The organism is Escherichia sp. TC-EC600-tetX4 (assembly GCF_019356055.1).
Lineage (GTDB): Bacteria > Pseudomonadota > Gammaproteobacteria > Enterobacterales > Enterobacteriaceae.
The window spans coordinates 1517783-1540599 of the sequence record NZ_CP079924.1 but is presented as its reverse complement, the minus strand read 5'-3'; the positions used below and the strand labels follow the sequence as shown (position 1 = coordinate 1540599).

Here is a 22817-nt window from a genome sequence, read left to right as displayed (position 1 = left end):
TACGGAGTAGAAGTGCCAATGAATGCCGAAAAATCGCCGGTAAACCATAACGTAGACCACGAAGAGATCGCTAAATTTGAAGCCGTCGCCTCCCGCTGGTGGGATCTGGAAGGTGAGTTCAAACCGCTGCACCGCATTAACCCGCTGCGTCTGGGCTATATTGCCGAGCGTGCTGGCGGTTTATTTGGCAAAAAGGTGCTCGATGTCGGTTGTGGCGGCGGCATTCTGGCCGAGAGTATGGCGCGCGAAGGCGCGACGGTGACCGGTCTGGATATGGGCTTTGAGCCATTGCAGGTGGCAAAACTGCACGCACTGGAAAGCGGCATTCAGGTGGATTACGTGCAGGAAACCGTGGAAGAGCACGCGGCAAAACATGCCGGGCAGTATGATGTGGTGACCTGCATGGAGATGCTGGAGCACGTCCCCGATCCGCAGTCAGTGGTCAGAGCCTGTGCGCAACTGGTGAAACCAGGCGGCGATGTCTTTTTCTCGACACTTAACCGCAACGGCAAGTCATGGCTGATGGCGGTGGTTGGTGCGGAATATATTTTGCGCATGGTGCCCAAAGGCACGCATGATGTGAAGAAGTTTATTAAACCGGCAGAATTGCTGGGCTGGGTGGATCAGACCAGTTTAAAAGAGCGGCATATCACTGGGCTGCATTACAACCCGATCACTAATACTTTTAAACTCGGCCCCGGCGTGGATGTGAACTATATGCTGCACACGCAGAATAAGTGAGGTTGATGTTTGGCCGCGCCAATGCCTGATGCGACGCTTGCCGCGTCTTATCAGGCCTACAAATGCTCCCCGTAGGCCGGATAAGGCGTTTACGCCGCATCCGGCAACCGTGCCGACTAGACAGTGATTACCATTTCACCGTCATCGACAAAAACCCTGCCGTCTGGGCAAAATCATCACTCCCTTTCTGCCACGCCACGCTGCCGCGCAGGGACACTCGCTGACTGATATTGCCCGTGACTCCCACTTTTATTTCACCCCGTTGCTTCACCGCATCGTCACTGATAGTGCTGCCATCCTCTTCAATTTCCGTCGAATGGGGATCGTGATAATAATTCAGATCTAATGTTGGTATGACATGAACAGCGGTACGCCATTCGCTGTGTAAACCCAGCCGCGTCTGAATATCATCACCCTGCGATTGTGACACGCGCGCACGGTTAGCGGCGGTAAAATCATCCTGCTGCACGCCCTGATAAATCACCTGCGCCTGCGGTTCAATCACCACACCACGCCCCGGTAACCACTGATACCCCGCCTCCAGCGAGGCGATAATCCCCGACGAGTGGTAATGATCTGTGCCATCTTCTTGTTCGGAAACATCATTGCTAAACCACGCGTATTGCAGCCAGCTATCCAGCCAGGCCCCTTGCTTCTGATTACCGTGCTGAAACCAGCTTGATGTCAGCCCAACGGCATAACCGTGGTTCTGGTTATCGGCGCGAGTTCCGGTCATATTCGAGCGGCTGTCGCCCTGGTTATCGCTGTAGCCACCAACAATCCCAAGCATCCACTCGCCATCCGTGCCCCAGCGCCCGCTAAACAGATCGCCGCTAAGTTGCACCGTAGAAGTGTCTTCATGTTGAGCCAGTTGCCCCGCTGCTGTGTAATGATAATCTCCGCCGATAACACGTAAATTCAGCGTCTGACCATCGCCACCTGCGTGATCGCGTCGCTCCATCATAAACGCCTGATTTGCCGCCCGCAGGTTATTAAGATAACCGCCAACTTTGGCATTCAACACCGGCTGGTAAGCAGGCGTAGGTTCCGGGTCGGGTGTTGGATCAGGATCCGGCGTGGGATCAGGATCGGGAGTCGGGTCTGGATCAGGTGGCGATGGCGGCGTTACTTCTTGCGATCGCAGATACCAGTCGTTGTTATCTTCCACCAGCGTGTAGTCATACGCTCCCATATTGACGTAGCCGCTGCCTGCCAGACTGAACTGCGCATTGTTTTGAAACTGCGTGGGATCAGCTGCGAAATCAACCACTTTAATGCCTGTCGATGTCGGCTCACCAATCCCTGTAATGGAGTTAACCACCACAGTTGTGTTGCCAGCAGTATTACCGTTCATCACCAATTGATCGCTTACCGAGTCATCGCCGTTTAATTCGCTATCGAGCAGTAGCGTACCGCCGCCGGTATAATCACCGTTTACCGTCAGCGTATCGCCAGCGACGCCATTTTGCAGGCTAACCGCACCGGACGTATTGGTCAGATTGCCATTAACCGTCACGTTGGAAAGATAAGTCAGGCTGTCAGTTTCAAGGTTGGTATTAAGCTCACCTGTCAACGTCACACCATCGGTGGCATTCACCAGCGTCCCATCGCCGTTAAATAGTGAGGCATTAAGGGCGACGGAAGTATCCTGCCCGGTCAGGCGCAAAACCGTACCATCGCTGATGTCGATAGTGCCGCTGGAAATAGCATCAATTGACTGAATATCCTGATCCGCGCCAGTAACGAACGTTGCCCCATCACCAACCCACAGTGACGAAGCATAAGGAAGGATATCAGCAACATCACCTTTCAGGGTGCCTTCTTCGACACGTACCGCCGACTGCGTTGTACCGCTGGCGGTCAGCTCCAGTGTACCAGCCCCCGTTTTAGTCAATGTGCTACCCTCATCCTGATGCTGCCCGCTGCTGTCAGCCATCAGTGCGCCCCACTGCGTGTCTACCCCCGCATCAACTGCCACTTCACCGTCGGCGCGCATTTCAATATCACGTCCGTGGCCTGCCGCATCTGAACGCGTGTCAACGTCGGAGGTAATCTCCATCACGCTTTCTTGTTGCTTATCGGTAAAGATAACCTGGCGGTTATAGTGGGTATCTCCAAGCTGCGAGTTGTCGCTCACCATCAGCGTACCGGAGGCGATTTGTGTTGTGCCCAAATAACTATTATTGTTTGCCAGACTTACCTGCCCGTCGCTCGCATCGACCACCACGTAGACGCCATCTTTCCCGTCGCCGCCGATATGCAAATTGTCGCCACCTGCAAGATCTACCACATCCTGACTGCCGATAACCGTTCCGCTGCTGCCACTGACTTCAAGGCCATCGTTGTATGATGTGCCGCTCTGCCAGGTGGAGAAATCAGAGAGATCGAGCACACCGCCGTTTAACACGATCGACTGCGGATCGTCCTGGAGAGCGGTAAGATCTGCCGCGTCGCCTTCCAGCGAAAGCACCGCACCATCATCAACGACTATATCGCCGGTTAGCGCCATCGACTGCGCCCCTGCCAGCACGTAGCTGCCGTTTTGCGCAATGGTGAGCTGACCAGCACCTTCGATGATGCCAGCAAAACTGCCCTGATTAACAGTAACGTTGCCACCAGCATCGATATTTAAAGTGCCATTCTGAAAGCCCGTCAATGCGTGCACAAAAGTTTGTTGGGTCGAGCCAACGTTTAGCTCAGCCTGATTCTGATACTGATCAATACTCCCTATCGTCAGACCGTAGCAGTCTTGCGGATCGTCCTGGCAATGCGTATCGCCGACATTCATCAGGGAGTTGCTGCGGCCCAGGGTAACTTCACCGTTTTCAATCTGCATCTCACCAGTAAAGTCATTGTTATCTGCATTAAGTACCAGATCGCCGGAACCTGTTTTGGTGATTAACCCGGTACCAGCAATAGAGTCAACAGCTCCGTCATTCTCTGTATTGCCAATAACCAGCGTTTTTCCGTCGGCAATATCAAAGGTAACTTCACTTAAGCCGAGATACATAAAGCCACCCGCCGCAGAGGAAGGACCATCTCCATAGCCTGCTGCGCTATTGTTCTCATCGACTAACACGCCTCCGTTCTGGCTGTAGCTGTCATCAACAGAAATATCAATAAGATAGGGAGCCGTCACGCTATTGGTATATATCGCCCCGCCATAACCTTCGGCAGTGTTATTTGTAAAGGCAGTGTTATTTACTATCGTATAACCTGAAGGATGCTTGCTGTCGCTATTATTATCGGTAACATCGATTGCCCCGCCATCGCCATCACTGTAACTTGTTGATGTATATGCCTGGTTGTTATCAAAAATAACATCACTTAAATAAACGTCATTATTAATGGTATAAATTGCGCCACCTTTGCCATCATTAGCGATGTTATTGCGAAACATGGCGTTAGTGACACGTAAATCGACGGCACCAGTATCGTTAGTACCAGAAGAATAGATTGCGCCACCATAGCCGCCTGCGACGTTACCGGAAAAAATAACATCAGTAAGATTCAGCGTTGAGTTTTCTTTAGCAAATATGGCCCCGCCGTTATTATATTCTCCTGTAACGGTGTTATTGGCAAACAGAGTCATTCCAGTTTCATTTTCTGGTAATAGTGAAAATTCCGCTCCTTGTTGCAAAAATACGGCCCCACCGCTGGCGTTATTGGTCATATCCGAAAAAACCAGCCATTGCCCATCAGCGATACTCCAGTCCTGCGTAATGCCTGAAAGGCTTTGCCTGCTGGCCTGACAACTCGCTTTGACATCATATCCCTGGCATGAATCAGTGACCGCCGCGACACCGTTAGCAGAGAAAAGAGATGCAATCATTGACGGGAGTAAAGATAAATACTCCTTGCGTAGAAAGATAATCCGCATATTAATCTAACCATCATTTTCTATAAGACGGCGTATTTAATCGCATTATACGATATGGAATATCTTTCTTTTGTAAATTGTTCAACCCGGTGCAATGGCTATTTTGTTATTATTTGATGAATAATATCAGTGCGTCATAATTCAAGTTAATAACCTTCAGGGATATCAGTTATATTTAAACTAAATTAAAGTCATGAATAATTTTCTTATAATATAAGGTAAATTAACAAAATGGCTTAGCATTTAACAATAACCGAATAGAAAACAACCATTTCGCCATCAACAATCTCTTACATTCGCTTATATATTGACCACAACTGATACATCAGATTATGTGATGACTCGTGCTTAGATCAATTTTTGCAATCATTAGCAAAAAGATTAATAAGCCATCTATATCAATTTATCTAACCTATTATGCCGTTCAAGAAATCGCCGAACAGTTATTTTTAACAAATTTTTCTCTTCCCATTGACTTTCCCGGACACCTTGTCTGACCTAAGGTGCGCGAAAGCCACTTTTTCCTTCCTGAGTTATCCACAAAGTTATGCACTTGCAAGAGGGTCATTTTCACACTATCTTGCAGTGAATCCCAAACATACCCCCTATATATAGTGTTCTAAGCAGCTTCCCGTACTACAGGTAGTCTGCATGAAACTATTGCGGAAAGAATTCCAAAAACAGGTACGACATACATGAATCAGAATCTGCTGGTGACAAAGCGCGACGGTAGCACAGAGCGCATCAATCTCGACAAAATCCATCGCGTTCTGGATTGGGCGGCAGAAGGACTGCATAACGTTTCGATTTCCCAGGTCGAGCTGCGCTCCCACATTCAGTTTTATGACGGTATCAAGACCTCTGACATCCACGAAACCATTATCAAGGCTGCCGCAGACCTGATCTCCCGTGATGCGCCGGATTATCAGTATCTCGCCGCGCGCCTGGCGATCTTCCACCTGCGTAAAAAAGCCTACGGCCAGTTTGAGCCGCCTGCGCTGTACGACCACGTGGTGAAAATGGTCGAGATGGGCAAATACGATAATCATCTGCTGGAAGACTACACGGAAGAAGAGTTCAAGCAGATGGACACCTTTATCGATCACGACCGTGATATGACCTTCTCTTATGCTGCCGTTAAGCAGCTGGAAGGCAAATATCTGGTACAGAACCGCGTGACCGGCGAAATCTATGAGAGCGCCCAGTTCCTTTATATTCTAGTTGCCGCGTGCTTGTTCTCGAACTACCCGCGTGAAACGCGCCTGCAATATGTGAAGCGTTTTTACGACGCGGTTTCCACATTTAAAATTTCGCTGCCGACGCCAATCATGTCCGGCGTGCGTACCCCGACTCGTCAGTTCAGCTCCTGCGTACTGATCGAGTGCGGTGACAGCCTGGATTCCATCAACGCCACCTCCAGCGCGATTGTTAAATACGTTTCCCAGCGTGCCGGGATCGGCATCAACGCCGGGCGTATTCGTGCGCTGGGTAGCCCGATTCGCGGTGGTGAAGCGTTCCATACCGGCTGCATTCCGTTCTACAAACATTTCCAGACAGCGGTGAAATCCTGCTCTCAGGGCGGTGTGCGCGGCGGTGCGGCAACGCTGTTCTACCCGATGTGGCATCTGGAAGTGGAAAGCCTGCTGGTGTTGAAAAACAACCGTGGTGTGGAAGGCAACCGCGTGCGTCATATGGACTACGGGGTACAAATCAACAAACTGATGTATACCCGTCTGCTGAAAGGTGAAGATATCACCCTGTTCAGCCCGTCCGACGTACCGGGGCTGTACGACGCGTTCTTCGCCGATCAGGAAGAGTTTGAACGTCTGTATACCAAATATGAGAAAGACGACAGCATCCGCAAGCAGCGTGTGAAAGCCGTTGAGCTGTTCTCGCTGATGATGCAGGAACGTGCGTCTACCGGTCGTATCTATATTCAGAACGTTGACCACTGCAATACCCATAGCCCGTTTGATCCGGCCATCGCGCCAGTGCGTCAGTCTAACCTGTGCCTGGAGATAGCCCTGCCGACCAAACCGCTGAACGACGTCAACGACGAGAACGGTGAAATCGCGCTGTGTACGCTGTCTGCTTTCAACCTGGGCGCAATTAATAACCTGGATGAACTGGAAGAGCTGGCAATTCTGGCGGTTCGTGCACTTGACGCGCTGCTGGATTATCAGGATTACCCGATCCCGGCCGCCAAACGTGGAGCGATGGGTCGTCGTACGCTGGGTATTGGTGTGATCAACTTCGCTTACTACCTGGCGAAGCACGGTAAACGCTACTCCGACGGCAGCGCCAACAACCTGACGCATAAAACCTTCGAAGCCATTCAGTATTACCTGCTGAAAGCCTCTAATGAGCTGGCGAAAGAGCAAGGCGCGTGCCCGTGGTTTAACGAAACCACTTACGCGAAAGGGATCCTGCCGATCGATACCTATAAGAAAGATCTGGATACCATCGCTAATGAGCCGCTGCATTACGACTGGGAAGCTCTGCGTGAGTCAATCAAAACGCACGGTCTGCGTAACTCCACGCTTTCTGCTCTGATGCCGTCCGAGACTTCTTCGCAGATCTCTAACGCCACTAACGGTATTGAACCGCCGCGCGGTTACGTCAGCATCAAAGCGTCGAAAGACGGTATTTTGCGCCAGGTGGTGCCGGACTACGAGCACCTGCACGACGCCTATGAGCTGCTGTGGGAAATGCCGGGTAACGATGGTTATCTGCAACTGGTGGGTATCATGCAGAAATTTATCGATCAGTCGATCTCTGCCAACACCAACTACGATCCGTCACGCTTCCCGTCAGGAAAAGTGCCGATGCAGCAGTTGCTGAAAGACCTGCTCACCGCCTACAAATTCGGGGTCAAAACACTGTATTATCAGAACACCCGTGACGGCGCTGAAGACGCACAAGACGATCTGGTGCCGTCAATCCAGGACGATGGCTGCGAAAGCGGCGCATGTAAGATCTGATATTGAGATGCCGGATGCGGCGTAAACGCCTTATCCGGCCTACGGCTCGGTTTGTAGGCCTGATAAGACGCGCCAGCGTCGCATCAGGCTCCGGGTGCCGGATGCAGCGTGAACGCCTTATCCGGCCTACGGCTCGGATTTGTAGGCCTGATAAGACGCGCCAGCGTCGCATCAGGCACAGGATGCGGCGTAAAATGCCTTATCCGGCATTAAACTCCCAACAGGACACACTCATGGCATATACCACCTTTTCACAGACGAAAAATGATCAGCTCAAAGAACCGATGTTCTTTGGTCAGCCGGTCAACGTGGCTCGCTACGATCAGCAAAAATATGACATCTTCGAAAAGCTGATCGAAAAGCAGCTCTCTTTCTTCTGGCGTCCGGAAGAAGTTGACGTCTCCCGCGACCGTATAGATTACCAGGCGCTGCCGGAGCACGAAAAACACATCTTTATCAGCAACCTGAAATATCAGACGCTGCTGGATTCCATTCAGGGTCGTAGCCCGAACGTGGCGCTATTGCCGCTTATTTCTATTCCGGAACTGGAAACCTGGGTCGAAACCTGGGCGTTCTCAGAAACGATTCATTCCCGTTCCTATACTCATATCATTCGTAATATCGTTAACGATCCGTCTGTTGTGTTTGACGATATCGTCACCAACGAGCAGATCCAGAAACGTGCGGAAGGGATCTCCAGCTATTACGATGAGCTGATCGAAATGACCAGCTACTGGCATCTGCTGGGCGAAGGTACCCACACCGTTAACGGTAAAACTGTGACCGTTAGCCTGCGCGAGCTGAAGAAAAAACTGTATCTCTGCCTGATGAGCGTTAACGCGCTGGAAGCGATTCGTTTCTACGTCAGCTTTGCTTGTTCCTTCGCATTTGCAGAACGCGAATTGATGGAAGGCAACGCCAAAATTATTCGCCTGATTGCCCGCGACGAAGCCCTGCACCTGACCGGCACCCAGCATATGCTGAATCTGCTGCGCAGCGGCGCGGACGATCCTGAGATGGCGGAAATTGCCGAAGAGTGTAAGCAGGAGTGCTATGACCTGTTTGTTCAGGCAGCTCAACAGGAGAAAGACTGGGCGGATTATCTGTTCCGCGACGGTTCGATGATTGGTCTGAATAAAGACATTCTCTGCCAGTACGTTGAATACATCACCAATATCCGTATGCAGGCAGTCGGTTTGGATCTGCCGTTCCAGACGCGCTCCAACCCGATCCCGTGGATCAACACTTGGCTGGTGTCTGATAACGTGCAGGTTGCTCCGCAGGAAGTGGAAGTCAGTTCTTATCTGGTCGGGCAGATTGACTCGGAAGTGGACACCGACGATTTGAGTAACTTCCAGCTCTGATGGCCCGCGTTACCCTGCGCATCACTGGCACACAACTGCTGTGCCAGGATGAACACCCTTCCCTTCTGGCGGCGCTGGAATCCCACAATGTGGCGGTTGAGTACCAGTGTCGCGAAGGTTACTGCGGCTCCTGTCGCACACGCCTGGTTGCAGGTCAAGTTGACTGGATTGCCGAACCGTTAGCCTTTATTCAGCCGGGGGAAATTTTGCCCTGTTGTTGCCGGGCAAAAGGCGATATTGAAATCGAGATGTGAATTGGTTGTAGTGCCAGATACAACGCTTATGCGTCTTATCTGGCCTACAACGATTACATGGCGTAGTAATACGCTTTCACCTGCTCCCAGTCCGCTTTGGGGATTGGCTCCAGATATTTTTCCAGCTGGCGGAAGTCATGATTAATCGCTTTATCGCGACGCAAGCGGCGACGACTTTTCTCCAGGTCAAGAAAACCAGCTTCTGCATTACCTTCTGTTTTCACATAGATATGGCGAACATAACAACAGCCATGCTGACGATTAATGCTATGCATTTTCTTAAACGCCAGCGCCACTGCTTTCAACATGGCTTGCCGTACTTCGTCAGAATAAGGCGATACTGCATGCTGGGCATACCAGTCAGCAATGCTGATGAACCCCGCCATATCTTCAGTCACCAGCAACGCTCGCCATTCACCCTCAATTTTCACCGCTTCACCAAAAACGATCTTCGGCACGATGACACCGGCCCGTTCCAGTTCTTTAATTACCGCAACCTCACGGACAATCGTTGGTCGGCCGAACGGATAACGTACGGAATGAAACAGATGATGCGTCATGCGCTTTACATACAGCTTTTTGCCGTTGCGCTCGACGCATTGCACCCCGCTCATACCATTACGGCGATAGTTAGGCTCTTCAACCCAGTCGCCCTCTGTTGCCCACCAGTGATTAAATTCGTCGTACTTTGCTGAAACTGCCATACCCTATCGCCTGTCATTTTTATTAACGACAATGACTATAGGTGGTTACCTGAGGAAAATCTTAATGAAACGTGTCGTATTAATGAATTTCTTTTGCCACTACTAGCTTGACACCGCTTTTACCCTTCATTTGCAGCGCATAGATTCCACCAGCCACTACCACTAATAGTGCGCCCAGCAGATAAAATGTGAATTTAATCAGGCGGATACAGCGATGAATTTTATTCGACAGGGATTAGGCATCGCCTTACAACCAGAGTTAACGCTGAAAAGCATTGCAGGTGAATTGTGTTCCGTTCCTCTCGAACCAACTTTCTATCGACAGATTTCGTTGCTGGCTAAAGAAAAGCCGGTAGAAGGCAGTCCACTGTTTTTACTACAAATGTGCATGGAACAATTAGTGGCGATTGGAAAAATTTGATATGAGACAGGATGGCGCATGAACGCCATCCTGCAGTAACATTACTCTTTATTAAGAAATTTTACTGCCTTATCAGGGAAATCAGTAAACAGCCCATTTACACCCGCTTTGTTATACAGAGCATCATATAACTGATTCACATCAGGAGTGTATTCAGGCAGTTTATCTGACCGCACGGTATAAGGATGCACTACCAGTTTATTCTGCTGAGCATCTTGCACCATGCCAGTGAGTTTGATATTACCCGGCTGCGATGTCTCCTCAATCAACATATGGTAATCCGGACCAATACCATCTGCATATTCCGCCACCTGTTTCATGGCACCCGGCTTAAACATCCAGTCGTAGTTGTAATTAACCCAGCTTCCATCCGGCTGTTTCTGCTGCGTTTCATTCCAGTCGGTATAGGCAATCAGCTGTACCAGATTGAGCTCCATGCCCATTTTGGGTTCCAGCTCATTCTTAATACGCTTCAGCTCATCAGCATCAAAACATTGCAAATAAACTTTATCGTCTTTACCGGTGTAACCATATTTCTTCAGCACTTCCAGCGTTTTTGCCGCAATATCCTTCCCTTCCTGATGATGGAACCACGGCGCTTTGATTTCTGGATAAATACCGATATTTTTCCCGGTAGAGTGATTTAACCCCTGAACAAATTCAATCTCTTCTTCAAAGGTGTGCACCCGGAAGTCGGACTTACCCATTGGGAAACGCCCCGGATAAGTCTGCACTTTTTTACCGTTTTCAATATCGAAACCTTCGGTAAATTTCAACGACTTAATTTCATCCAGCGTGAAATCTATCGCGTAGTAACGACCGTCTTTGCGCGCCCGATCCGGGAAACGATCGGCAACATCAGTAACACGATCGAGGTAATGGTCATGCAGAACAACCAGATTGTCGTCTTTGGTCATCACCAAATCCTGTTCCAGATAATCCGCTCCCTGCGCATACGCCATCGCTTTTGCTGGCAGCGTATGCTCCGGCAAATATCCACTGGCACCGCGATGGGCGATGACTATTTTTTCGTTGCTGTCCGCCGCCATTGCACTGCTTCCCATGACTATAGTGCTCATCATGATCGCCATGCTAAGGTTTTTCAGCGTCAATTTCATGCCATTAGCCTCCGTTGCGTTCTTGCAGTAATTGTTCATGGCGACGTTTTTCGCCAATCATCACAACAATCAACAAGATAACCGCCAGAATGCTGCCGCCAATCATTACCATAAAGCCGCCATCCCAGCCGAAGAAGTCCACGGTGTAGCCAACAATCGCGCTCGCCGCCACCGAACCGCCCAGGTAACCAAACAGCCCGGTAAAGCCCGCTGCCGTACCTGCCGCTTTTTTCGGTGCCAGTTCCAGCGCATGCAGACCGATCAGCATCACAGGACCGTAGATCAGGAAGCCGATAACAATCATACAAATCATATCGACGGTTGGGTTACCTGCCGGGTTCATCCAGTAAACGATAGTCGCGATGGTCACCAGTGTCATAAAGAAAACGCCGGTTGCCCCACGGTTGCCACGGAAGACTTTATCCGACATCCAGCCGCACAGCAGAGTGCCCGGAATACCTGCATATTCATAAAGGAAGTAGGCCCAGGAGGATTTATCTAGCGCGAAATGCTTAACCTCTTTCAGATAAGTCGGTGACCAGTCGAGGATGCCGTAACGCAGCAGATAAACGAACACGTTGGCGATGGCGATATACCACAGCAGTTTGTTCGGCAGTACGTACTGCATGAAGATTTGCTTCGCCGTCAGCTCCTGTTCCGCTTTTTCGTTATAGTCGTCCGGATAATCATTTTTGTACTCTTCGATCGGCGGCAAGCCACAGGATTGCGGGGTATCGCGCATCATCGCAAAGGCGAATAATGCCACCAGAATGGCGCAGAAAGCAGGCATATAGAGCGCCGCATGCCAGTCATTGAACCAGGCCATCCCCAGCAGGAACAGCAGCGGCGGAATACCACCACCGACGTTGTGCGCACAGTTCCACACTGACACAATGCCGCCACGTTCTTTCTGCGACCACCAGTGCACCATAGTACGACCACACGGCGGCCACCCCATCCCCTGGAACCAACCGCAGAGGAACAACAGTACAAACATCACCGCAATGCTCGACGTCGCCCATGGCACAAAGCCCATAAACAACATCACTGCCGCCGCCAGAATCAAACCTGCGGGCAGGAAAACGCGCGGATTCGAGCGATCCGATACCGAACCCATGATGAATTTCGAAAATCCATAAGCAATCGAGATCCCCGAAAGGGCAAAACCTAAATCACCGCGTGAGAATCCCTGCTCAACCAGATAAGGCATAGCAAGCGCAAAGTTCTTACGAACCAAATAGTAAGCCGCATAGCCAAAGAATATCCCCAGGAAAATTTGCCAGCGCAATCGACGATAAGTCGGATCGATCTCCGCGGCAGGTAAGCGCGCTTTGTGTGGCGCTGGTTTAAAAATACTCAACATTGATAGCCTCCGTGGCCCGTGGTCTTATTTATGATTAACAGCCTGATTCAGTGAGAGAACCTGCCGTTTCTTGAGTTGCCGCGATGTTAAGAAAACATTCATAAATTAAATGTGAATTGCCGCACACATTATTAAATAAGATTTACAAAATGTTCAAAATGACGCATGAAATCACGTTTCACTTTCGAATTATGAGCGAATATGCGCGAAATCAAACAATTCATGTTTTTACTATGGCTAAATGGTAAAAAACGAACTTCAGAGGGATAACAATGAAAACTCGCGACTCGCAATCAAGTGACGTGATTATCATTGGCGGCGGCGCAACGGGAGCCGGGATTGCCCGCGACTGTGCCCTGCGCGGGCTGCGCGTGATTTTGGTTGAGCGCCACGACATCGCAACCGGTGCCACCGGGCGTAACCACGGCCTGCTGCACAGCGGTGCGCGCTATGCGGTAACCGATGCGGAATCGGCCCGCGAATGCATTAGTGAAAACCAGATCCTGAAACGCATTGCACGTCACTGCGTTGAACCAACCAACGGCCTGTTTATCACCCTGCCGGAAGATGACCTCTCCTTCCAGGCCACTTTTATTCGCGCCTGCGAAGAAGCAGGGATCAGCGCAGAAGCTATAGACCCGCAGCAAGCGCGCATTATCGAACCTGCCGTTAACCCGGCACTGATTGGCGCGGTGAAAGTTCCGGATGGCACCGTTGATCCATTTCGTCTGACCGCAGCAAACATGCTGGATGCCAAAGAACACGGTGCCGTTATCCTTACCGCTCATGAAGTCACGGGGCTGATTCGTGAAGGCGCGACGGTGTGCGGTGTTCGTGTACGTAACCATCTCACCGGCGAAACTCAGGCCCTTCATGCACCTGTCGTGGTTAATGCCGCTGGGATCTGGGGGCAACACATTGCCGAATATGCCGATCTGCGCATTCGCATGTTCCCGGCGAAAGGATCGCTGCTGATCATGGATCACCGCATTAACCAGCATGTGATCAACCGCTGCCGTAAACCTTCCGACGCCGATATTCTGGTGCCTGGCGATACCATTTCGCTGATTGGTACCACCTCTTTACGTATTGATTACAACGAGATTGACGATAATCGAGTGACGGCAGAAGAGGTTGATATTCTGCTGCGTGAAGGGGAAAAACTGGCCCCCGTGATGGCGAAAACGCGCATTTTGCGGGCCTATTCTGGCGTGCGCCCGCTGGTTGCCAGCGATGACGACCCGAGCGGACGTAACGTCAGCCGTGGCATCGTGCTGCTCGACCATGCTGAACGCGATGGTCTGGACGGATTTATCACCATCACCGGTGGCAAACTGATGACCTATCGGCTGATGGCTGAATGGGCTACCGACGCGGTATGCCGCAAACTGGGCAACACGCGCCCCTGTACGACTGCCGATCTGGCACTGCCTGGTTCACAAGAACCCGCTGAAGTTACCTTGCGTAAAGTCATCTCCCTGCCTGCCCCGCTGCGCGGTTCTGCGGTTTATCGTCATGGCGATCGCACGCCTGCCTGGCTGAGCGAAGGCCGTCTGCACCGTAGCCTGGTATGTGAGTGCGAAGCGGTAACTGCGGGTGAAGTGCAGTACGCGGTAGAAAATTTAAACGTTAATAGCCTGCTGGATTTACGCCGTCGTACCCGTGTGGGGATGGGCACCTGCCAGGGCGAACTCTGCGCCTGCCGCGCTGCCGGACTGCTGCAACGTTTTAACGTCACGACGTCCGCGCAATCTATCGAGCAACTTTCCACCTTCCTTAACGAACGCTGGAAAGGCGTGCAACCCATCGCCTGGGGAGATGCACTGCGCGAAAGCGAATTTACCCGCTGGGTTTATCAGGGATTGTGTGGTCTGGAGAAGGAGCAGAAAGATGCGCTTTGATACTGTCATTATGGGCGGCGGCCTCGCCGGATTACTCTGTGGCCTGCAACTGCAAAAACACGGCCTGCGCTGTGCCATTGTCACTCGTGGTCAAAGCGCACTGCATTTCTCATCCGGATCGCTGGATTTGCTGAGCCATCTGCCAGATGGTCAACCGGTGACAGACATTCACAGTGGACTGGAATCTTTGCGTCAGCAGGCACCAGCCCATCCTTACTCCCTTCTCGAGCCACAACGCGTGCTCGATCTCGCTTGCCAGGCGCAGGCATTAATCGCTGAAAGCGGTGCGCAATTGCAGGGCAGCGTAGAACTTGCTCACCAGCGGGTTACGCCGCTCGGCACTCTGCGCTCTACCTGGCTAAGTTCGCCAGAAGTCCCCGTCTGGCCGCTGCCCGCGAAGAAAATATGTGTAGTGGGAATTAGCGGCCTGATGGATTTTCAGGCGCACCTTGCGGCAGCTTCGTTGCGTGAACTCGGCCTTGCCGTTGAAACCGCAGAAATAGAGCTGCCGGAACTGGATGTGCTGCGCAATAACGCCACCGAATTTCGCGCGGTGAATATCGCCCGTTTCCTTGATAATGAAGAAAACTGGCCGCTGTTACTTGATGCGCTTATTCCTGTCGCCAATACCTGCGAAATGATCCTGATGCCCGCCTGCTTCGGTCTGGCCGATGACAAACTGTGGCGTTGGTTGAATGAAAAACTACCTTGTTCACTGATGCTTTTGCCAACGCTGCCGCCTTCCGTGCTGGGCATTCGTCTGCAAAACCAGTTACAGCGCCAGTTTGTGCGCCAGGGTGGCGTGTGGATGCCGGGCGATGAAGTGAAAAAAGTGACCTGTAAAAATGGCGTAGTGAACGAAATCTGGACCCGCAATCACGCCGATATTCCGCTACGTCCACGTTTCGCGGTTCTCGCCAGCGGCAGTTTCTTTAGTGGCGGACTGGTAGCGGAACGTAACGGCATTCGAGAGCCGATTCTCGGCCTTGATGTGCTACAAACCGCCACGCGGGGTGAATGGTATAAGGGAGATTTTTTTGCGCCGCAACCGTGGCAGCAGTTCGGTGTAACCACTGATGAGACGCTACGCCCGTCACAGGCAGGGCAAACCATTGAAAACCTGTTTGCCATCGGTTCGGTGCTGGGCGGATTTGATCCCATCGCCCAGGGATGCGGCGGCGGTGTTTGTGCCGTCAGTGCTTTACATGCCGCTCAACAGATTGCCCAACGCGCAGGAGGCCAACAATGAATGACACCAGCTTCGAAAACTGCATTAAGTGCACCGTCTGCACCACCGCCTGCCCGGTGAGCCGGGTGAATCCCGGTTATCCAGGGCCAAAACAAGCCGGGCCGGATGGCGAGCGTCTGCGTTTGAAAGATGGCGCACTGTATGACGAGGCGCTGAAATATTGCATCAACTGCAAACGTTGTGAAGTCGCCTGCCCGTCCGATGTGAAGATTGGCGATATTATCCAGCGCGCGCGGGCGAAATATGACACCACGCGCCCGTCGCTGCGTAATTTTGTGTTGAGTCATACCGACCTGATGGGTAGCGTTTCCACGCCGTTCGCACCAATCGTCAACACCGCTACCTCGCTGAAACCGGTGCGGCAGCTGCTTGATGCGGCGTTAAAAATCGATCATCGCCGCACGCTACCGAAATACTCCTTCGGCACGTTCCGTCGCTGGTATCGCAGCGTGGCGGCTCAGCAAGCACAATATAAAGACCAGGTCGCTTTCTTTCACGGCTGCTTCGTTAACTACAACCATCCGCAGTTAGGTAAAGATTTAATTAAAGTGCTCAACGCAATGGGTACCGGTGTACAACTGCTCAGCAAAGAAAAATGCTGCGGCGTACCGCTAATCGCCAACGGCTTTACCGATAAAGCACGCAAACAGGCAATTACGAATGTAGAGTCGATCCGCGAAGCTGTGGGAGTAAAAGGCATTCCGGTGATTGCCACCTCCTCAACCTGTACATTTGCCCTGCGCGACGAATACCCGGAAGTGCTGAATGTCGACAACAAAGGCTTGCGCGATCATATCGAACTGGCAACCCGCTGGCTGTGGCGCAAGCTGGACGAAGGCAAAACGTTACCGCTGAAACCGCTGCCGCTGAAAGTGGTTTATCACACTCCGTGCCATATGGAAAAAATGGGCTGGACGCTCTACACCCTGGAGCTGTTGCGTAACATCCCGGGGCTTGAGTTAACGGTGCTGGATTCCCAGTGCTGCGGTATTGCGGGTACTTACGGTTTCAAAAAAGAGAACTACCCCACCTCACAAGCCATCGGCGCACCACTGTTCCGCCAGATAGAAGAAAGCGGCGCAGATCTGGTGGTCACCGACTGCGAAACCTGTAAATGGCAGATTGAGATGTCCACAAGTCTTCGCTGCGAACATCCGATTACGCTACTGGCCCAGGCGCTGGCTTAAACTCCTTTCTGATGCCCGGTAAGCATGTGGTTACCGGGCATTTTTGCGTACACGATTCCGTGCCCAATGTATGCGTTGCAACGCAGTGAAAATTCCTCTGAAAACGTCTCGCAAAGGCTGAAACTGGCAGATGTCAAAGGCCTGGGATAACCGTAATGTCGCGTCATCATAAATATCAGGTGACGGACAACCATGACCGAATCAACAACCTCCTCCCCGCATGATGCGGTATTTAAAACCTTTATGTTCACACCCGAAACCGCACGGGATTTTCTCGAAATACATTTACCAGAACCACTGCGCAAGCTTTGCAACCTGCAAACCTTACGCCTGGAACCCACTAGTTTTATTGAAAAAAGTTTACGCGCTTACTACTCGGATGTTTTGTGGTCCGTGGAAACCAGCGACGGTGACGGCTATATCTACTGCGTGATTGAACATCAAAGCTCTGCAGAAAAGAATATGGCTTTTCGGCTAATGCGCTATGCCACTGCCGCCATGCAGCGTCACCAGGACAAAGGCTATGACAGAGTCCCGCTGGTGGTGCCGTTGCTGTTTTATCATGGCGAAACCTCGCCTTACCCGTACTCACTCAACTGGCTGGATGAGTTTGACGATCCGCAACTTGCCCGGCAGTTGTACACCGAAGCTTTTCTGTTGGTGGATATCACCATCGTACCTGACGATGAGATCATGCAACATCGGCGTATAGCTCTGCTGGAACTGATTCAAAAGCATATTCGCGACCGCGATTTAATCGGCATGGTCGACAGGATCACCACGCTTTTGGTTAGAGGCTTCACTAATGACAGCCAGCTACAAACACTGTTTAATTATCTGCTGCAATGCGGCGATACCTCCCGTTTCACCCGTTTTATTGAGGAGATTGCCGAACGTTCACCACTACAAAAGGAGAGATTAATGACTATTGCTGAACGGCTACGGCAGGAAGGGCATCAAATTGGCTGGCAGGAAGGTATGCATGAACAAGCCATTAAAATTGCTTTGCGCATGCTGGAGCAGGGCTTTGAACGTGAGATTGTGCTGGCGACAACCCAACTCACTGATGCTGATATTCCGAACTGTCATTAAAAGGAGAGATTAATGACTATTGCTGAACGGCTGCGGCAGGAAGGACATCAAATTGGCTGGCAGGAAGGTAAATTAGAAGGTTTGCATGAACAAGCCATTAAAATTGCTTTGCGCATGCTGGAACAGGGCTTTGATCGTGACCAGGTGCTCGCGGCCACCCAGCTAAGCGAAGCCGATCTGGCAGCGAATAACCACTAATTAACACAGGCCCACAGCCGATCCCCATGGGCCTTTGATATCAATAACTACCTTTTATGCGTGGCCCATTTTTGCCTGATTTAAACATCGCCAGTCGTTGATCCAGGGCATCGCTGTAGAGCATCGTGTCAACGCCAACAGCGACAAAGTTCGCTCCCCACGCCAGGCATTGCTGCGCCATATCAGGAGCCACAGCCAGAAAACCAGCCGCTTTACCCGCAGCACGGATCCGCCGAATACTGGTTTCAATAATTCGCTGCACTTCCGGGTGCCCGGCGTTATCCGGGTAGCCCAACGACGCAGAAAGATCCGCAGGTCCAATAAACACGCCATCAATCCCTTCGACGTCGAGGATTTCGTCCAGGTTATCCAGTGCCGTTTTACTTTCCACCTGCACCAACAGACAAAGCGAATCGTTAACTTGCGCCATGTAATTCTCAATGCGTCCCCAGCGCGCAGCCCGTGCCACACTGGCCCCGACACCACGCTCACCGTAGGGAGGATAGCGCGTGGCAGACACCACCTGACGTGCCTGTTCGGCAGTATCGACCATCGGGATCAGTAGAGTTTGCGCGCCAATATCCAGGACTTGTTTAATCAGCGGTTTACTGCCTTCCACCGGACGGATCACGGGTTGGCTGGCATAGGGCGCTACCGCCTGTAGCTGATGATAAAGATCCTGAATGGTGTTTGGCGCGTGCTCCCCGTCAATCAGCAACCAGTCATAACCAGAAGTGGCGGCAATTTCTGCCATATAGGCAGTCGTTGAGCTTAACCACAGACCAATTTGCACTTCGCCCTTGCGTAAACGTTCTTTAAAGGGATTGCTTAATAATGCGTTCATCGTGTTCCTTAACCTATTTAATGATGTGCCACGTCGGTCTGCGCAACAGTGCGATTTACACGCAGAGTGAAAATAATCAGCGAACCGATGACCGCCACCGCTGCCAGCGTCAGTAATCCCGCCGCATCGCTGGCAAATAACGTTTCTGCTTTCACGCGCAGGATCGGGGCAATAAACCCGCCCACTGCACCAAACAGGTTTACAAAACCAATTCCCGCAGCCAGCGCCGTACCGGAAAGCAGTTGTGTCGGCATCGTCCAGAACACTGGCTGCACGGCAATAAACCCGATAGCTGCAACACACAGCGCTACGATCGCCATTACTGGAGAAAGCAGCCCGGACAGACCAATACCAATGCCCGCCGCCAGTAATGTCAGCGCTGCGACATTACGCCGTTCGCCGGTTTTATCGGAATAGCGCGGAATAAGCCAGGTCCCAAACAAGGCCGCAACCCACGGAATGGCGGTGACCACCGACGCTGTAAAGCCCACTTTTGTTCCCAGCAATGCCGCAACCTGGGTCGGCAGGAAGAAAATTAATCCGTAAACCGCCACCTGAATGGTCAGGTAGATAATCGCTAGTTGCCAGACTCGGCCATTACGCAGCGCATCGCTCAGCCGAGAAGTCACTTTCTGTTGTTCTTCACTTGCCAGTTGATTGATAAGCAACGTTTTTTCTTGTTTACTCAGAAAACGTGCCTGCTCCGGTGTGTCATCAAGCCAAAAGAATGTGAATACCCCAGCACCGACTGCCAACAATCCTTCAATCACAAACATCCAGAACCAGCCGGGATGCCCCATAAATCCATGCATCTCCAACAGCGCGCCGGAAAGCGGTGATCCCAGTGTTAACGCCAGCGGTGCGCCCATATAGAACAGCCCCATAATGCTGGCGCGATTACGCTGCGGAAACCATTGCGAGGTGAGATAAATCATACCAGGGAAAAATCCGGCCTCCGCAGCACGAAGCAGAGTGCGAACTATCAGAAATTTCGCTTCAGTATCGGCCCATGCCATGGCTGCCGAAAGAAATCCCCACAGCAGTGTTGTCGTACCAATCCAGGTTCTGGCCCCCAGTTTGCGCATCAAAAGATTCGCCGGAACACCCAGAAACGCATATACCACAAAGAAAATGCCTGCTCCCAGCGCATAAGCTTCATTACTCAACCCGGTATCAATCTGGTAGGTCTGTTTGGCAAAACCGATATTCGAACGGTCGAGAAACGCCAGCACATACAGCGCCAACATAAACGGAATTAAACGCACACGGTTTTTCTTCACCACGGCGTCAAGCAAAGCGGTGCTCATAAAAAGCTCCTTAGAATATGTGGGCGTTACCGTTGTCACAGCAACGCCCGGAGTGATTAGTGGCTGTAGGGGCGTTTCAAATTGCAGTCACGATTGAGTTCGACGCCAAAACCGGGTTTATCAAGCACTGATTTATGAATACGACCATTCACCGGAACCGGCTCATTGAGCAGAATCGGGTCAAACTGCGGACGCATCGTTGAACAATCCGGGCTGGTCATCAGGAATTCGCTGAATGGCGTATTGGTGAAGGTGATCACCGCATGGTGAGAGTAAACAGACGAACCGTGCGGCACCACCAGTTGCCCCCTGGATTTGGCGATTGCGGCAATTTCCACCAGCGTGGTTAAACCACCGCACCAGCCAACATCCGGCTGCATAATGTCGATACCGGTTTCTGAAAGCGTACGAAAAGATTGCAGTGTGCCGTGGTGCTCACCGCTGGTGACCATCATTCCGACTGGCGCGTTGCGTTTCAGTTCGCGATAACTTTCATACTGCTGTGGCGGCAGGCACTCTTCGATCCATTTCAGGTTATAGGGCGCGCAAGCGTGGGCCAGTTTGGTCGCATAGTTCACGTCCTGACTCATCCAGCAGTCGAGCATTAACCAGAAATCCTCACCGCATTTTTCACGCATATCCGCGACCATAGCGGCATCTTTGCGGATCCCCGCATCGCCATCATGTGGCCCCCAGTGCGTCGGCATTTTGCCACCGATAAAGCCCATCTCTTTTGCCAGATCCGGACGCGCACCTGTGGCGTAGAACTGAATCTCATCACGAACAGCGCCGCCTAAAAGTTTATAAACCGGAAGCCCGACCACTTTGCCGAACAGATCCCACAGAGCCAGATCGACACAAGAAATCGTATTCATCACCAGGCCACCAGAGCCGGAGTAATACAGGGTGGCACTGAGCATTTGATCGTGGATCAGTTTGATATCACTGACACATTTACCCTCAATGAAACGGTTAAGATGTTTTTCGACAATAAAACAGCCCATTTCACCGGCTGTCGAAACGGCGAATCCGGTCTGGCCGTTTTCTGCTTCGACTTCAACAACCAACGTGCCAAGAACGTTAATGCCAAATGACTGGCGTGACTGCTCGTAATCGCGGTATTTACTCATCGGGGTGGCAATATGATCGTCTATCCAGTGATTCGCCCCCTGGTCGTGATAATCACCGCCGCCAGCGCCTTTTTCTGCTGTCGCACCGCCAGTAAACCAGGCGCGAACCTGTTTAATTTTTGGTAGGGTCATGATGTTCTCCATTGTTATGAGGCTTGTAAGTCAAAGGGACTTTTCCATCCCAACAGACGTGAAATATCCCTGGCGCAGGCAATGGCCTTGCCCGCCAGATAATCACGGTATTCTTCATTGATTTGTAAGCGGGTACCGACCACCGAGATCGCAGCGGTAAGCTCGTTATTGGCGTTAAACACCGGCGCAGCGACACAACGGACATCGGCGTAATCTTCGCCGTTGTCATAGCTCCAGCCCTGACGGCGAATACGCGCCAGTTCTTCGTGAAGTTGCTGTGGATGAGTAATCGTTGTGGGTGTCGCCTGCTCCCAGACCAGCCCTTCGATAATACTTTGCTGTACCGCTGCAGGTTGCCAGGCAAGCAGGCATTTACCTATTCCGGAGCGATAAAGCGAAAGGCTTTTTCCTTCATGGGAACGCACGCTGATAGTGGCTGATGACTCCACTTTCAAAATGTAATAAGCGCTGCCGTTATCAATAATCCCCAGGTGACATAACAGCCCGGTGGTATCCATCAGTTGCGTCAAACGCGGTCGAGCCAGTTCCCGGAGATCCATCTTGCTTAACGCATGACCGGAAAGCTCCACCAGCCTGGTCCACAAACAAAAATTTTCCTGGTGATCAAGGCTAAGAAAACGCTGACGCCTGAGTTCATTAAGCAGCAAATAGGCCGTGCTTTTAGGGATTCCCAATGTGTCAATGATCGTCGCAGCACTACAGGGGCCAATGCGGGCAATCAAATTGAGAATATCAATAGCCCGTGTCAGGGCGGGAACTTTGCTTGATTCCAACATACTGGACTCCAGTCTTAGATACTGGAATCAGTCTCGTTGCTCAGGGGGAGTAAAATTGTGAAGCGCATCAAATCCCGCTCCTCGTCCAGCAGACTGGAGAAATTACGCACAAATTTGTGAATCAGCGCACGGATTTTTTCTTATTGAGTACAAC

17 protein-coding genes and 3 pseudogenes are annotated in these 22817 nt (G+C 51.5%); 10 read left to right on the top strand and 10 right to left on the bottom strand.

What is annotated here, in order from left to right; all coding sequences use genetic code 11:
* Positions 1–18 precede the first annotated feature (18 nt).
* Complete coding sequence (gene ubiG, locus KXD89_RS07400) at positions 19–741, top strand: bifunctional 2-polyprenyl-6-hydroxyphenol methylase/3-demethylubiquinol 3-O-methyltransferase UbiG (protein ID WP_000990765.1); 723 nt, start codon at positions 19–21, stop codon at positions 739–741.
* 127 nt (positions 742–868) lie between these two features.
* Here ubiG and yfaL read toward each other — a convergent pair whose 3' ends face one another.
* On the bottom strand, positions 869–4621 hold the full coding sequence (gene yfaL / locus KXD89_RS07395) for an AIDA-I family autotransporter adhesin YfaL/EhaC (protein WP_001220077.1): 3753 nt from the start codon (positions 4619–4621) through the stop codon (positions 869–871).
* A gap of 424 nt (positions 4622–5045) precedes the next feature.
* Complete coding sequence (gene ypaB, locus KXD89_RS22425; RefSeq protein ID WP_001753443.1) at positions 5046–5189, bottom strand: protein YpaB; 144 nt, start codon at positions 5187–5189, stop codon at positions 5046–5048.
* 127 nt (positions 5190–5316) lie between these two features.
* On the opposite strand from ypaB, the gene nrdA reads away from it, so the two are divergent.
* The 3 genes from nrdA (at position 5317) to yfaE (ending at position 9220) form a co-directional block, all read left to right on the top strand.
* Positions 5317–7602 carry a class 1a ribonucleoside-diphosphate reductase subunit alpha gene (nrdA, locus tag KXD89_RS07390; RefSeq protein WP_001075164.1) on the top strand — a complete coding sequence of 762 codons (2286 nt, stop codon included), beginning with the start codon at positions 5317–5319 and terminating at the stop codon, positions 7600–7602.
* 233 nt (positions 7603–7835) lie between these two features.
* Positions 7836–8966, top strand: coding sequence for a class Ia ribonucleoside-diphosphate reductase subunit beta (gene nrdB, locus KXD89_RS07380; protein ID WP_000332037.1), 1131 nt, complete (start codon positions 7836–7838; stop codon positions 8964–8966).
* Positions 8966–9220: a ferredoxin-like diferric-tyrosyl radical cofactor maintenance protein YfaE gene (gene yfaE, locus KXD89_RS07375; protein ID WP_000135040.1), complete on the top strand. Its 255-nt coding sequence runs from the start codon at positions 8966–8968 to the stop codon at positions 9218–9220. Before nrdB ends, yfaE begins: the two co-directional genes overlap by 1 nt.
* Before the next feature lie 53 nt (positions 9221–9273).
* On the opposite strand, the gene inaA is transcribed toward yfaE, so the two are convergent.
* Complete coding sequence (gene inaA, locus KXD89_RS07370) at positions 9274–9924, bottom strand: lipopolysaccharide kinase InaA (RefSeq protein ID WP_000301050.1); 651 nt, start codon at positions 9922–9924, stop codon at positions 9274–9276.
* Positions 9925–10003: 79 nt separating this feature from the next.
* Positions 10004–10108 (bottom strand): annotated as a pseudogene (locus tag KXD89_RS22285) (hypothetical protein); the annotation flags it as partial.
* Here KXD89_RS22285 and KXD89_RS07365 point away from each other — a divergent pair.
* Positions 10103–10345: pseudogene (locus KXD89_RS07365) on the top strand (LysR family transcriptional regulator); the annotation flags it as partial. The pseudogenes KXD89_RS22285 and KXD89_RS07365 sit on opposite strands and share 6 nt — an antisense overlap.
* A 41-nt stretch (positions 10346–10386) precedes the next feature.
* Here KXD89_RS07365 and glpQ read toward each other — a convergent pair.
* Positions 10387–11463 (bottom strand): glycerophosphodiester phosphodiesterase, encoded by a 1077-nt coding sequence (gene glpQ, locus KXD89_RS07360; RefSeq protein ID WP_000779105.1) that lies wholly within the window; start codon positions 11461–11463, stop codon positions 10387–10389.
* 4 nt (positions 11464–11467) lie between these two features.
* Positions 11468–12826 carry a glycerol-3-phosphate transporter gene (glpT, locus tag KXD89_RS07355; RefSeq protein ID WP_000948731.1) on the bottom strand — a complete coding sequence of 453 codons (1359 nt, stop codon included), beginning with the start codon at positions 12824–12826 and terminating at the stop codon, positions 11468–11470.
* Between the two features lie 272 nt (positions 12827–13098).
* Here glpT and glpA point away from each other — a divergent pair, with 272 nt between their 5' ends.
* The 5 genes and pseudogenes from glpA to KXD89_RS07330 all read left to right on the top strand — a co-directional run.
* Positions 13099–14727 carry an anaerobic glycerol-3-phosphate dehydrogenase subunit A gene (glpA, locus tag KXD89_RS07350; protein WP_000857257.1) on the top strand — a complete coding sequence of 543 codons (1629 nt, stop codon included), beginning with the start codon at positions 13099–13101 and terminating at the stop codon, positions 14725–14727.
* Positions 14717–15976, top strand: coding sequence for a glycerol-3-phosphate dehydrogenase subunit GlpB (glpB, locus tag KXD89_RS07345; protein WP_001209927.1), 1260 nt, complete (start codon positions 14717–14719; stop codon positions 15974–15976). Before glpA ends, glpB begins: the two co-directional genes overlap by 11 nt.
* Positions 15973–17163 carry an anaerobic glycerol-3-phosphate dehydrogenase subunit GlpC gene (gene glpC, locus KXD89_RS07340; RefSeq protein WP_001000379.1) on the top strand — a complete coding sequence of 397 codons (1191 nt, stop codon included), beginning with the start codon at positions 15973–15975 and terminating at the stop codon, positions 17161–17163. The genes glpB and glpC overlap by 4 nt, the downstream gene beginning before the upstream one ends.
* Positions 17164–17355: 192 nt before the next feature.
* Positions 17356–18255: an ISNCY family transposase gene (locus KXD89_RS07335; RefSeq protein ID WP_000140592.1), complete on the top strand. Its 900-nt coding sequence runs from the start codon at positions 17356–17358 to the stop codon at positions 18253–18255.
* Positions 18256–18453, top strand: a pseudogene (locus KXD89_RS07330) (hypothetical protein); the annotation flags it as partial. It abuts the gene before it with no gap.
* Positions 18454–18493: 40 nt separating this feature from the next.
* On the opposite strand, the gene yfaU reads toward KXD89_RS07330, so the two are convergent.
* Genes yfaU through KXD89_RS07310 form a run of 4 tightly spaced genes read right to left on the bottom strand, consistent with a single transcriptional unit; the run spans position 18494 to position 22663 of the window.
* Positions 18494–19297: a 2-keto-3-deoxy-L-rhamnonate aldolase gene (gene yfaU, locus KXD89_RS07325; RefSeq protein ID WP_000992954.1), complete on the bottom strand. Its 804-nt coding sequence runs from the start codon at positions 19295–19297 to the stop codon at positions 18494–18496.
* 17 nt (positions 19298–19314) lie between these two features.
* Positions 19315–20604, bottom strand: coding sequence for an MFS transporter (locus KXD89_RS07320; RefSeq protein WP_000100890.1), 1290 nt, complete (start codon positions 20602–20604; stop codon positions 19315–19317).
* A 56-nt stretch (positions 20605–20660) separates the two neighbouring features.
* The gene (rhmD, locus tag KXD89_RS07315) at positions 20661–21866 is read right to left on the bottom strand and encodes an L-rhamnonate dehydratase (protein WP_001319848.1); all 1206 of its coding nucleotides are present in this window, start codon (positions 21864–21866) and stop codon (positions 20661–20663) included.
* Positions 21867–21880: 14 nt separating this feature from the next.
* A complete protein-coding gene (locus KXD89_RS07310; RefSeq protein WP_000894185.1) occupies positions 21881–22663 on the bottom strand; it encodes an IclR family transcriptional regulator in 783 nt (260 codons plus the stop codon).
* Between the last annotated feature and the right edge of the window lie 154 nt (positions 22664–22817).